Raw genomic sequence first — 12,631 nt, 5'->3', positions numbered from 1 at the left:
ACCATGAGCGACGGCCCCGAGTACATCAAGGTCGAGCTACCCTTCATAGAGCAGCTCAGCTCGCTGGGCTGGAAGGACATCACTGGCAGCCTCGATCACCCCTCCGTCACCGGCCGTACTTCCTTCCGCGACGTCCTCCTCGAACCGGACCTCCGTCAGGCCCTCCGCCGCATCAATCTCCGAGACGGCCAGCCCTGGCTCGACGATGCCCGCATCTCGCAGACCATCGCGGCCCTCACGCGCATCAGCGCACCCCGGCTCATGGAGGCCAACCAGGAGGCCACCAAGCTCCTCCTGGAAGGCCACGCCGTCGACGGCTTGCCCGGCTGGGACGGGGGCCGCCAGCAGACGATCCACTACATCGACTGGCAGAAGCCCGAGAACAACACCTTCACAGTCATCAGCCAGTTCCGCGTCGATTGCCCCCGTGGCCAGGCCGTTCCGTACATCATCCCGGACCTCGTCCTCTTCGTGAACGGGATTCCCGTCGTCGTGGTCGAGTGCAAGAGCCCCACGGTTCCCGAGGCCATCCCGAGCGCTGTCGACCAGCTCCGGCGCTACCAGAACCAGCGGAAGGCCGCGGGCGAAGTGACGGAGAACGAGGGGAATGAACGGCTCTTCGTGACCAACCAGTTCCTCGTGGCCACGACATTCGACGACGCTCGCTCAGCGACCATCGGCGCCGACCTCGAGCACTACCTCGCCTGGAAGGACACCGCCCCCATCCCGCAGGCCAACGTCGCGGCCGAGCTCGGCCTGGAGCACCCCTCCAAGCTCTCCAGCCAGCAGAAGCTCATCGCCGGCATGCTCCGCCCGACGCACCTGATCGACGTCCTCCGGCACTTCACCCTCTACCAGCAGGTCTCGGGGCGGACGGTGAAGGTCGTCGGCCGCTACCAGCAGTTCCGCGCCGTGCAGGCCGCGATCGACCGGCTCCTCCACGGCAGGACCCGCAAGCAGGACGGCGAGCACGACCGGCGCGGCGGCATCATCTGGCATACGCAGGGCTCGGGGAAGAGCCTGACCATGGTCTTCCTGGTGCGAAAGCTCCGCTCGATCCCGGCGCTGCGTCGCTTCAAGGTCGTCATCATCACCGATCGCAAGGATCTGGAGCGCCAGCTCTCCGGTACCGCGGCGCTTACCGGCGAGACCGTGAAGGTTGCCAGCAAGGTCGACGAGCTGAAGAAGCTCCTGGCCAAGAATGGGCCCGGCATCGTCTTCGCGATGATCCAGAAGTACGGCGACCGCGACGATGACAAGGCCAGCGCCCAGGTGGCCGCCGAGGCGTTCCCGGTGCTCAACGAGGACGAGTCGATCCTCGTCATGGTGGACGAGGCGCACCGGTCGCACACGAACATGATGCACGCCAACCTGCAGAAGGCGCTGCCCAACGCCGCGCGGCTGGGCTTCACCGGCACGCCCATCATCATGGGGGCGAAGAAGCGCACCCACGAGATCTTTGGCGAGTTCATCGACCGCTACCGGCTCAAGGAGTCCGAGGCCGACGGCGCGACCGTCCCGATCTTGTACGAAGGCCGCACGGCCACCGGCGCGGTGAGCGACGGCCGCGACCTCGATCAGCTCTTCGAAGACATGTTCGCCGAGAAGACGCCCGAGGAGATGGAGGCGATCAGGCGCAAGTACGCCACCAAGGGGAACGTCCTCGAGGCGGAGGAGATGATCAAGGCCAAGGCGCGGGACATGCTCCGACACTACGTGGAGCACATCCTGCCCAATGGTCTGAAGGCACAGGTGGCGGCTTACAGCCGGCTCGCAGCCGTCCGGTATACCAACGCACTCCCCAAGGTTCGCGACGAGCTGGTGAATGAGGCGAAGGCGCTCGACCCAGCGCTCCGCGACCTCGACGATGAGGCGCTCCAGGCCAAGCCGCGGAAGATCCGCGCCGCCGTGCGTGCCTCACGCCACCTCGCAATGCTCGAACGGCTCGAGTTCGCGGCCGTGATCTCCGGTGTCCACAACGAGGATCCCATCTATCGCCCGTGGACCGACGCGGCGAAGAGCGTGGCCTATATCGCACGGTTCATCAAGCCGCTGACGCACGAGGACGAGACCAAAGCCGATCCGCTGGCGTTCCTGATCGTAAAATCGATGCTCCTCACCGGCTTCGACGCGCCCATCGAGGGCGTGATGTACCTGGACCGGCCGATCCGAGAGGCCGAGCTCCTCCAGGCCATTGCTCGGGTGAACCGCACCGGGCACGGCAAGCAGGCGGGCATCATCGTCGACTATTACGGCGTGGCGCAGCACCTGAAAACCGCGCTCAAAGAGTACAGCGCAGAGGACATCGAGGGCGCGCTCCGCAGCCTCCGCGACGAGATCCCCAAGCTGCGCGACCGTCACCAGCGGCTGCTCGACTTTTTTACGAACCACGGCGTGGACGACATCCACGCGCTGAATGAATGCGTACAGCTCCTCGCCGACGAGCGGCTGCGCGCCGAGTTCACGGTGAAGCTCAAGCAGTTCCTCGACACACTCGACCTTGTGCTCCCGCGGCCCGAGGGCCTGCCCTACCTGAAGGACGCGAAGCAGTTAGGCCTCATCTACGCGGAGGCACGCGACCGCTACCGCGGACAGGGCCTGCCCGAGCTCGCCAAGTCGATCGGCGCGAAGGTCCGCAGGCTCATCGACGATCACATCGTGTCGCTCGGCGTGGACCCGAAGATCGCACCCATGACCATCACCGACGCAGGCTTCGCGGCGCATGTGGAGCGGCAAGCCTCCCCGAGGGCGAAAGCGTCGGAGATGGAGCACGCCCTCCGGCACCACATCCGCCAGCACGTCAACGAGGATCCGGTTCACTACCAGCGGCTGTCTGAGCGGCTGGAAGAGCTCCTCAAGATGTACGGCGAGAACTGGGAGCAGCTCGCAACTGAATTGAAGGGGCTCGCTGACGAGGCGGGGAAGGGTCGCAAGAAGGACGACAGCGGGCTCGACCCGAAGACGCAGCTGCCGTTCTTCGCAATGCTCAAAGAGGAGCGGACGAAGGACCGCCCGGTGCCGCCCGCCGACGCCCGCTGGCTGGCACAGCTCACCGTGCAGCTCGTGGACGTGATCCGCGCAGAGATCCGGATCGTCGACTTCTGGAAGAACACGCATGCGCGGGAAGTGCTCCGCGGGACAGTATTTACGTTCCTGGACGACCACGAGGTCGTGCCCTTCGAGCGGGCGGACGCGGTCGCCGACCGGGTAATGGAGCTGGCCAAGGCAAACCACACCAAGCTGGTGAGCGGATGACTGCGCTGGTGGTGGGTGACCTAGAGTTCCAGGTGCGGCGCAGCGATCGACGGCGCACGCTAGAGATCACGATTGATCGGGATGGCCACCTCCTGCTGTCCGCGCCCTCGACGACGACACCGGCCCAGCTCGAGCGCTTCGCACATGCGAAGCAATTCTGGGTGTACCAGAAGCTCGCCGCCAAGGAGACGCTTCCGCCGAAAGCGCTGGCCCGGCAGTTCGTCAGCGGCGAGGGTTTCCCGTACCTGGGTCGAACCTTCCGGTTGCTCTTGGTGCCTGAGCTCGACGTCCCCGTGAAGCTAGAGGCGGGGCGGTTCAAGATGCGCCGCACCGACGCCGTCGACGGGCACGCACATATGGTCCGCTGGTATGCCGCGCACGCTCGCCCGTGGCTTGAGGCGCGCGTCGAGCGGTACGCCGGTCGCATCGAGGTGCAGCCCGGGCGCCTGGTCGTGCAGGACCTCGGCTACCATTGGGGCTCCTGTGGCAAGGGCGGGCGCCTCTATTTCCACTGGAAGACGATCCTGCTGCCTCCCAGGGTCGTCGAGTACGTCGTGCTCCATGAGCTGGTACACCTCATCGAGCCGCACCATGGGTCGGCGTTCTGGCAACGGCTGGCACGGGTAATGCCAGACTACGAAGCCCGGAAGGCTGCGCTCGCGGAGATGGGTCGGCAGTTGCCATAGTCTTTGGAGCACCTCCAGACCGGCGAGGCTCCCGCCGGTCATGGTTCACTACTGGATCGACGGAGCTCCTCCGGCTGCTCTCGGCCGCGGACCTCGCGCTATTCGAGAGCACGGCGACTACAGCTACTCCTGCCTTGGTATGCTCGCCCACGATCTACGACTCATAGGAGCCTTCGCACATGCGCAATAGGCCATCCCTCGGCGCCCATAGAAACAGATCGCGCTCGCAGTGTCAGGCAGGCCATCGGAGGACGTTGCTGTTGGCCCGTGCCTGTTTGCGCATCTACGACAGCACGTTGGTGTCGATCAGAAACCCAATTGCGGAAGCTCCACTGGGAAAGTGCCTCAATCGAACTCGATGACGGGACGCCCGTAGTCCAGGGGGCGCTCGAAGTCGGCGTCTTCTCCTACGTCGGGCATGCTCAGCAAGAGGTCCACCAACGTCCCCTCCTTTTCGGGCGGGGGCGGCACGGCGAGGTCCTCCGGCACGGCTGGCGCGGCGATGTCATTTACTGCTTCCGGCGCGATATCCCCTCGGGCGACCCAGAAAGCCGTCGCCGCATGCCGCATCTCTTCAGCGATCTGCTGCGAGGTCTTGGGCGTACGGAACGCATCTTCCCGTATTTCCACGACGACCCTCATGCACGCCTCCTGTTGCTTCAGATTCCTAGCCCTATCTTCCCCGCAAGCACGCCGTCCAGTCACCGCCGAACCCCGGCAGCGCTTCCTCCTACCGTCCGCAGCACCTCTCCCTGCCTGCCGGGTCCCGGCAACGCTTCCCCCACCCCTGCCAGGTCTCCCCAGCGCAGGTGCTCCGGAAGACGCGCGCCGCGACGCGGCCCCGCAGCCGCTCGTCGATCAATCCTCCGCTGCGTCGACAGATCCCGCGCAGCAGCCCCCGCTCTCATGTCGCAGCGCGCCGAGCGCGGCGCGCTCCAGGTTGTGTGGCTGCCCTCGGCGCCCGGCGTGCTATGCACGCGCCGATGAGCGACGTGGTGGTGATCGGCGGCGGCGTGGCCGGGTGCGCCTCGGCGCTGGCCCTGGCGCGGCGCGGGCTGTCTGTCCGCGTCCTCGAGCGCAACCAGGGCGAGGGCGCGTCGTGGGCGGCGGCGGGGATCATCGGCCCCCAGCTCGAGGCCGCGGGCGACGCCCCCCTCGCGCGGCTCTGCCTCGCGAGCCGCGCCCTGTACGCGGAGCTCGCCGCGTCGCTCGTCGAGGCGACGGGGATCGACGTCGGGTACCGGCAGAGCGGCGCCCTCCGCGTGGCGTTCACCGCCGAAGGGCGCGACGAGATCGCGCGCGAGCTCGCGTGGCAGCGGGAAGCCGGCCTCGCCGTGGAGATCTGCGACGGCGACGGGGTGCGCGCGCACGCGCCGGCGCTCTGCGACGAGGTCGCCGGCGGCGCGTGGCTCGCCGACGAGGCGCGCATCGATCCGCCGTCGCTCATGCGCGCGCTGCGCATCGCGGCGGAGCGCGCGGGCGTGCAGTTCAGCACGGGGGCGACCGTCCGGCGCATCGTGGTCGAGCGGGAGCACGCGCGCGGCGCGCAGCTCGAGGACGGGACGAAGATCGAGGCGCGCTGGACGGTGCTCGCCGCCGGGAGCTGGTCGTCCCTGCTCGAGGCGTCGGGCCTCGCGCCCTCGGCGGTGCGCCCGGCGCGCGGGCAGATCGTCGAGCTCACGCCGGCGACGCCGGTGCTCTCGCAGGTGGTCTACGGCCCGGGCTGCTACCTGTCGCCGCGCGACGACGGGCGCGTGCTCGTCGGCGCGACCACGGAGTTCGCCGGCTACGTCACCGCGGTGACGTCGCGCGCCGTGCGCGACCTCCTGACCGCGGCGCTCCGGCTCGTGCCCGCGCTCGGCGACGCGCCGATCGGCAGGACGTGGGCCGGCCTCCGGCCCCACCCGAAGGACGCGCTGCCGATCCTCGGCGAGGGGGAGATCGCCAATCTGATCTTCGCGACAGGGCACTTCCGCAACGGCGTCCTGCTGGCCCCGGTGACCGCGAAGATCGTGGCGGCGCTGATCGCGGGAGAGGAGCCGCCGCTCGATCTGTCGCCCTTCTCGGCCAGGCGAGCCGGCATCGCCGGCTGAGCGGCCAAGATCCCGCAACGCTCCAGCCAGATAGCAGCGGCAGAGCGCTTCTTCTCGGTGGGTCGGATCGCCGGTCGACGTGGGCGGGATCGCTTCCCGCAAGGTCAGGAACTTTTCGCGGGGCTCGCCGTGTCCTGAGAGTGTCTGGGGAACGAGGCAGCGCACAGCCCTCCGGCTCCCGATCCAGCTAATGCCCACGTCTCCCCACACCTCGTTCGTCAATCGGCTCCTCGCCGAGCTCCCGTGCCTCCTGCGCGCGGCGCGCCGCCTGACGCGCTCGGAGCAGGACGCCGAGGATCTGGCGCAGGCGACGATCGTGCGCGCGATCGAGCGTCACGCCGACCTGCGCGACGAGGATCGCATGCGCGCGTGGCTGCTCCGCATCGAGCGATCGGTGCTGCTCAACGCGACGCGCGGCGCGCGGCAGCGGCTCGAGGTGATCGAGGGCGGCCGCGGCGCCGAGTCGGTGCCGGAGCCGCAGGGCAATCTGGAGGCGGAGCTGCTCGAGCGCGGCTTCGCGGACGAGGTCGAGCGCGCGCTCGCGCGCTTGCCCCCGGAGTGGCGCGAGGCGCTGCTCCTGCGGGAGGTCGAGGAGCTCTCCTACGAGGAGATCGCCGATCTCCAGGCGTGCCCGGTGGGCACGGTGCGATCACGGCTCTCGAGGGCGCGGCTCGCGCTCGTCGAGGGCCTCTCCGAACGATGCGAGGAGACGTCATGGCAGGGTGCAACCGCGAGTGGTTCGAGAACATTTCGGCGTGGCACGACGACGAGGTGACGCGCGAGGACGCGGCGCGGATCGAGGCGCACGTCGCCGGCTGCGGGCCCTGCCGGCGCGCCGCGGAGGTCCTCGGCGGCGTGCGGCGCGCGCTCGTCGCGAAGGCGGACGGGGAGGTCCCGAAGCACCTGCGCGATCGGGCGGAGGCCACGGCGCGGAACGCCCGCGCGCGGCGCCGCGGCCCCTGGGCGATCACGGCCGCCCTCGCGGCGAGCGCGGCGGCCGCCGCGCTGCTCGTCGGCAGCCCGAGCCGGGGCGTGAGCGCGGCGATGGCCGACGAGCTCGTGAGCCACCACGTGCGGGGCTTCGCGCGCGAGCGCCCGTGCGACTTCGAGTCCTCCGATCCGGGCGCCGTCGCCGGGTGGCTCGAGGGGAAGCTCGGCTACACGGTGACCGTCCCGGCGGTGTCCGGCGCCCGGCTGCTCGGGGCGCGCCTCTGCCAGATCGGCGGCACGCGCACAGCGGCGCTCATGTACGCGAGCGGGGACAAGCCGCTCACGGTGTTCGTGCCGCCGCCCGGGTCCGGCGCCGCGACGGCGGCGCGCGCGCTCGCGGGGCGCGGCGTGGGGTGCACCCATGGGCCGCTCGGCAACGCGATCTGCGCGAGGAGCGTGGAGCAGCCGGTGCTCGCGGTGGCTGAAGTGGACACAGCGGCGCTCGCGCCGGCGCTTGTCGGGCGCTGATACCGTCGATCGCGAGGACCCATGACGATCGGTTCATTGCTGACGCTCTTCGGCGCGGGGCTCCTGACGTTCGCGTCGCCCTGCGTGCTCCCGATGCTCCCCGTCTACCTGTCGGCCCTCGGCGGCGCCGGGGCGCTCGGCGGTCCGGACCCCGCGGCGGCGAAGCGCGGCGTGCGCCTCGCCGGCGTCGGCTTCGCGATCGGCCTCGCGCTCGTGCTCGTCGCGCTCGGCGCCGGCGCCTCGGCGATCGCCGCGGTCCTCGCGCCCCACCGGCGCGCGTTCACCGTCGCGTCCGGCGTGATCCTGGCGCTCTTCGGCGCGAAGCTCCTGGGCGTGCTGCGCCTCCCGTGGCTGGAGCGCGAGGCGCGCCCGCTCCTCTCCCGCTTCCCGGGCGCCGGCGGCTTCTGGGGGGGCATGCTCTTCGGGATCGCCTTCGCGGCGGGGTGGACGCCGTGCGTCGGCCCGGTGCTCGGCGCGGCGTTGACCTATGCGGCCAGCGCGGGCGCGAGCCCGCTGACCGGCGCGATCCAGCTCGGCGCTTACGCCGCGGGCCTCGCCGCGCCGCTCGTCGCCGCGGCCTTCGTCGGGCCGGCGGCCGTCGAGCTCGCGCGCCGCCTGGCGCCGGCCACGCCGGCCCTCCAGCGCCTGACGGGGGCGCTGCTCGTGGCCGCGGGGATCGCCGTCGCCGACGGCCGTCTGGACGCCCTCTCGCCGGCGCCCGCGGCGGCCGTGGACGCGGGCGCGCCGTGCGAGAGCGGCCCCGGCGGCGCGTGCGCGGCCCCGGAGGGCGCCGTGGCGCAGGGCGACGTCGCGCTGCCCGAGGGGATGCCTCGGCTGCTCGAGTTCGAGAGCGCGCACTGCGCGGTGTGCGAGCGCATGGCGCCGCTCATGAAGGAGCTCGAGGCGCGCTGCGCGAAGGAGGCCGGCACCGTCCTGCGCATCCAGGTCGACGATCCGCGCGGGCGGGCCCTCGCCGCCCGCTACGGCGTGCGCTTCGTGCCGACGTTCCTCAGCGTCGACGCCGCCGGGCAGGAGGTGGAGCGCGCCGTCGGCGAGCTGCCTGCCCAGCGGCTCGCGAGCCTCATCGGCGACGTCCGCGGCGAGGCGTGCCCCCCCGCCTTGTGAGCCCACCACGGCGGGGCTCGCTCCCCCTCATCCCCGGCGGCCACCCGGGCCTCGCGGAGCGTCGTGTACCAGCTCTCAGGCGGGAGACACCATTCCACGATGGGCTACGTCGCCGCGAGGCGCGCGCGCACCTTGGCGAGCACCGCGACGTCGGCGGGCGGGAAGAGCTCGTCCCGGAGATCGGCGGCCTCGGCCCAGCGCACGGCGGCGACGTCGAGCGCGGCGGGCGCGGGCGAGCCCTCGGCGAGGGCGGCGGCGTAGAAGAGGAGGAGCACCGGCTTCTTCGGATAGCGGTGGTAGGTCACCTCGACGATGTCGCCGACCTGGGCCTCGACGCCGATCTCCTCGCGTAGCTCACGGATCAGGGCGTCTCGCGGATCCTCGTCGGCCTCGACCTTGCCGCCGGGGAACTCCCACGCGCCCTCGAGGTGCGCGCCCGCCTTGCGCTGCGTGAGCAGGACGCGGCCGCGCTCGATGATGACGGCGGCGGCGACGAGGACCAGGGGCGGAGCGGGCTCGGGCGTGGCGGACATGGGCGCGTAGAATGTCGGTCGCGACGCGCAAGACAAGGGCGAACGGCACGCTCGACGCTGCCATCCCTCCGGCGTCTTCATTGCCTTGCGCGGCTGGGATTTCTCACCCTCGGACCCGAGCTCCGGTGGCGGCGGGAGCGGGGGCGCGATCGGCAGCACCGGCACGACCGGCAGGCCAGCGCGACCCGTCGCGTCCCGTCATCACGGCGTGTAGCTGGGCAGCTCGATCACGTAGGCGTCGACGGTATCACCGTTGCCCCAGTCGCTCCCGAACACGGCGCGCGTGCCGCTGGGGCTGGGCACGGTGTGCGGCTCAGCCCAGTACGGCTCGGCAAGGTGGGTGTTCTCCTTGCCCCAGCTCCGGTGGCGGCCAATCCGGCAGACCTTGCCCGTGCTCGTGTCGGCGATCAGGTTTTCCATGTCGAGCACCCCTCTGCCCGACGCGTCGCCGATCGACGACACGAAGACCCACCCCGGCTGCTTGTACGCCATCCCCGAGATGTGCCCTGTCGGCGGATAGGGCCACCCCGTCTCCGGGCCAATGACCACCTTCGAGGTGCCTTCCGCAAGATCCCATGTGACAAGGAGCCCGATGTCGTCATTGCCGCCGGGACCGGGATCGTAGACAGCCCCGTTCCAGGTGTCGTGACCGTTCACCATGCTCAGCGACGCGTGGCCGTACGGCTCCAGCAGGTCCAGCGTACGCACCACGTTCAGCTGCGGATCGGTCACGCCGCCGCTGTCGCTCAGGAACGCGAGCGTCCCGCTCGGCGCGACCTGCGCGGGGTTCTCGTCGAGCGCCTTCCTGGCGAGCACCGTATTCTGGCCGACATCATAGAGGAACACCTGATCGTCGCACGTGAGGCCGATGCGGTTCGAATCCCACGACATGAACAGCGGGTCGCTGCCCGCGCTCGCGCCGCCCGAGCAGAAGTCGAACGTCGTCACGACCTCCTTCGTCCCCGCGCCCACGTGGTAACGGATGAAGTCCTTGCCGTCGACGTAGAACAAAACGTCGGGATCGGAGGTGTGCCAGTACACCTGCTCGATGTCCGCCGGCGAGATGTCGAGCGCCTCGATGAACTCGTACGTCTTGCCGTCGTAGAGCTGGTGTTCGCCGGCCGCGACCGAGAAGAGGATGAGCCTCGACTCGTCCGCGTTCCACGCCGAGATGGTCGAGTACATCGGCTTGATGACCGGGTCGTTCCCGCCGCCCGGCGCGACCGCCGTGATCCGGCGGATCGTGGTGCCGAACTCGGCGTCGGTGACGGCCTCGCCGAGCGCCGGCTTGGCGAGCTCGGTCATCGGGTGCGCCTCCTTGTCCTGCACGAGGCCCGCGCAAAGATCGATCGGCTCGCCCTGGCCCGCGCCGCCCGCGCTCGCCGAGCCGCCCGTCCCCGTCCCCGTCGCGCCGGCGGCGCCCGTCCCCGCGGCGCCCGTCCCTGCGGCGCCGCCGGATCCGGCGGTGCCGCCGGTCCCGCCGTCTCCGACCGATGAGCCGCCGCCGGAGCAGGCGGCGAGGAAGGAAGAGGAGACAAGGAGGGTGACAGCGACGCCGACTCTCATGGGGTTTCCTTCGCGCAAGCCACGATGCGTGGCCGCGCCAGCATACCCCGAAGCAACGTCAGGCGTACGCGACGGTTTGCAAACCCGCCGGCCATCCCGCCGCACGGCGACCCCGGTCGCAGCACAGCCTGATCATGTGTGGTGCGGTTGATATGGCGTCGCTTTTCACGCTACAGTCTCGTGCACGCCAGAGACGCCGGCTCCGCCCGCCGGAGGCGGCCTCCGCATCGGACGATCGAACCCTCGCTGAGCACGTCAACAACCTGGTGGACACCTTGCGCGCACCCATCTTTCAGCTCGATGCCTTCACCACGCGGCGATTCACAGGGAACCCGGCGGCCGTCGTCGTTCTGCAGAGCTTCCCCGAGGAATCGGTCATGCAGGCCGTCGCCGCAGAGAACAATCTGGCGGAGACAGCCTTCCTCGTGCGCGAGGACGCCGAGTACCGCCTGCGCTGGTTCACGCCGACGACGGAGGTGCCGCTCTGCGGCCACGCCACGCTGGCGAGCGCTGCCGTGGTGATGGAGCGCCTGGAGCCCGCGCGCAGCCGGGTGGTCTTCCATTCGGCGAGCGGGCCGCTCACCGTTACCAGGGCGAGCGCCGGTTACCTCATGAACTTCCCGGCGCGCTTTTCGGAGGCCGTGCCGCCTCCGCCTGGCCTGGCAGAGGCGCTGGGGCTCGCTCCTCTCGAAGTGTACGTCAACGCATTCAACTACATGGCGGTCCTGGAGAGCGAGAGCGCTGTCCGGACCGTCGCGCCCGACATGGCGCGTGTGCGCCGCCTCGATCGCAGCGGGCTCATCGTGACCGCTGCGAGCAGCGGGGATCATGATTTCGTCAGCCGCTACTTCGCCCCGGCGAAAGGCATCCCGGAAGATCCGGTGACCGGGGCCGCCCACTGCATGCTCGCCCCTTACTGGGCCAGCCGACTGCACAAGAGCGAGTTTCGCGCCTTTCAGGCATCGCAGCGAGGTGGAGGAATGACGTGCCGGCTGATCGGCGAGCGCGTCGAGATGGAGGGTGCCTGCGTCTTCTACATGGAAGGCGAGGTGGAATTCTGAAGCTCATGCGACGTGTGATGAACTGGGAAGTCGATCATGTGTTCCTGGCGACGCCCGACGTGGGCATCGTCGAGCGGATGCTCGCCGAGTTCGGCCTGAACTTCTGCCGCCACGCGGTGCATGAGGGTCAGGGGACCGCGAATGCGTGCGCCGCTTTCGAGAACGCATTCTTCGAGGTCCTCGGCGTCCACGATCTGGAGGAGCTGCAGACCGAGATCGTTCGACCGCTGGGGCTACACGAACGCATTCATTGGGCCGAGACCGGCGCATGCCCGTTCGGCGTCTGTTTCAGGGCCGTCGAAGCCGGAGGCGCCGGGGACTGGCCCTTCGAGACCTGGGACTACAAGCCGAAATACCTGCCGACGGGCATGGGCATGCCCATCGTGACGCCGCGAGGTTCCCTGGCGGAGCCCATGATATTTGTGGCGGCCCAGACAACCAAGCGGACCATCCCGATCGAGTGGCTATCGCATCGTGGCGCGCGCCGAACGCTGACGCGTGTACGTCTGCAACTGCCAACAGAGAACCCGCCACTCTCGTCAGGCGTGCGTTGGTTCGTGGACCAGGGCGTGCTCTCGATCGATCGTGGGGCGACCTACTCTCTTGAGCTGGAGTGGGATCACGGTCACGAAGGGCAATCACACCAGTTCCCCGCAGAAGTGCCGCTCGTCGTGCGCTGGTAGAGCGGGCCGGCGCTGTACGTTGGGGGGACGCACGAGCGCTCGCCCGGCCATGCGGTCGCGCGCCCGCCGGCGGCCGCCCCCGGCCGCCCGCCGGCCCCGGCGTTGCCCGGAGGCCGGAGCCGGAGAGCGAGCCCGCTTCCCTTTGCCGCCGAGGTGTGGGATGCGCCTGCC

At 70.0% G+C, this 12,631-nt stretch carries 11 protein-coding genes; 8 read left to right on the top strand and 3 right to left on the bottom strand.

Features of this window, described 5'->3' with window-relative positions:
- Positions 1–3: 3 nt before the first annotated feature.
- Complete coding sequence (locus WME79_RS46445; protein WP_437528684.1) at positions 4–3,255, top strand: type I restriction endonuclease subunit R; 3,252 nt, start codon at positions 4–6, stop codon at positions 3,253–3,255.
- Positions 3,252–3,941, top strand: a complete 690-nt coding sequence (locus WME79_RS46440) for a M48 family metallopeptidase (protein ID WP_437528682.1) — start codon at positions 3,252–3,254, stop codon at positions 3,939–3,941. The genes WME79_RS46445 and WME79_RS46440 overlap by 4 nt, the downstream gene beginning before the upstream one ends.
- A gap of 345 nt (positions 3,942–4,286) precedes the next feature.
- Here WME79_RS46440 and WME79_RS46435 read toward each other — a convergent pair whose 3' ends face one another.
- Positions 4,287–4,583 carry a hypothetical protein gene (locus WME79_RS46435; protein WP_437528680.1) on the bottom strand — a complete coding sequence of 99 codons (297 nt, stop codon included), beginning with the start codon at positions 4,581–4,583 and terminating at the stop codon, positions 4,287–4,289.
- A gap of 341 nt (positions 4,584–4,924) precedes the next feature.
- On the opposite strand from WME79_RS46435, the gene thiO reads away from it, so the two are divergent.
- From thiO to WME79_RS46415, 4 genes are all read left to right on the top strand, one after another.
- Entirely contained in the window at positions 4,925–6,034 is a 1,110-nt protein-coding gene (gene thiO, locus WME79_RS46430) for a glycine oxidase ThiO (RefSeq protein WP_437528678.1), read from the top strand.
- A gap of 190 nt (positions 6,035–6,224) precedes the next feature.
- Positions 6,225–6,809 (top strand): RNA polymerase sigma factor, encoded by a 585-nt coding sequence (locus WME79_RS46425; RefSeq protein ID WP_437528676.1) that lies wholly within the window; start codon positions 6,225–6,227, stop codon positions 6,807–6,809.
- The gene (locus tag WME79_RS46420) at positions 6,749–7,492 is read left to right on the top strand and encodes an anti-sigma factor family protein (RefSeq protein ID WP_437528675.1); all 744 of its coding nucleotides are present in this window, start codon (positions 6,749–6,751) and stop codon (positions 7,490–7,492) included. Before WME79_RS46425 ends, WME79_RS46420 begins: the two co-directional genes overlap by 61 nt.
- A 21-nt stretch (positions 7,493–7,513) precedes the next feature.
- Positions 7,514–8,617, top strand: coding sequence for a cytochrome c biogenesis protein/redoxin (locus WME79_RS46415; RefSeq protein ID WP_437528673.1), 1,104 nt, complete (start codon positions 7,514–7,516; stop codon positions 8,615–8,617).
- Positions 8,618–8,721: 104 nt separating this feature from the next.
- Here WME79_RS46415 and WME79_RS46410 read toward each other — a convergent pair whose 3' ends face one another.
- Together WME79_RS46410 and WME79_RS46405 are read right to left on the bottom strand one after the other, a co-directional pair.
- Positions 8,722–9,150, bottom strand: coding sequence for a (deoxy)nucleoside triphosphate pyrophosphohydrolase (locus WME79_RS46410; protein ID WP_437528671.1), 429 nt, complete (start codon positions 9,148–9,150; stop codon positions 8,722–8,724).
- 201 nt (positions 9,151–9,351) lie between these two features.
- On the bottom strand, positions 9,352–10,716 hold the full coding sequence (locus WME79_RS46405) for a hypothetical protein (protein ID WP_437528669.1): 1,365 nt from the start codon (positions 10,714–10,716) through the stop codon (positions 9,352–9,354).
- Between the two features lie 275 nt (positions 10,717–10,991).
- Here WME79_RS46405 and WME79_RS46400 point away from each other — a divergent pair, with 275 nt between their 5' ends.
- Together WME79_RS46400 and WME79_RS46395 are read left to right on the top strand one after the other, a co-directional pair.
- Complete coding sequence (locus tag WME79_RS46400) at positions 10,992–11,777, top strand: PhzF family phenazine biosynthesis protein (RefSeq protein ID WP_437528667.1); 786 nt, start codon at positions 10,992–10,994, stop codon at positions 11,775–11,777.
- Between the two features lie 17 nt (positions 11,778–11,794).
- Positions 11,795–12,460 (top strand): VOC family protein, encoded by a 666-nt coding sequence (locus tag WME79_RS46395; RefSeq protein WP_437528665.1) that lies wholly within the window; start codon positions 11,795–11,797, stop codon positions 12,458–12,460.
- Positions 12,461–12,631 lie beyond the last annotated feature (171 nt).

The sequence above is a fragment of the Sorangium sp. So ce726 genome, from assembly GCF_051521405.1.
Taxonomy (GTDB): Bacteria; Myxococcota_A; Polyangia; order Polyangiales; family Polyangiaceae; genus Sorangium.
The sequence above is the reverse complement of the archived record's forward strand: the minus strand, read 5'-3'. Positions and strand labels throughout refer to the sequence as shown.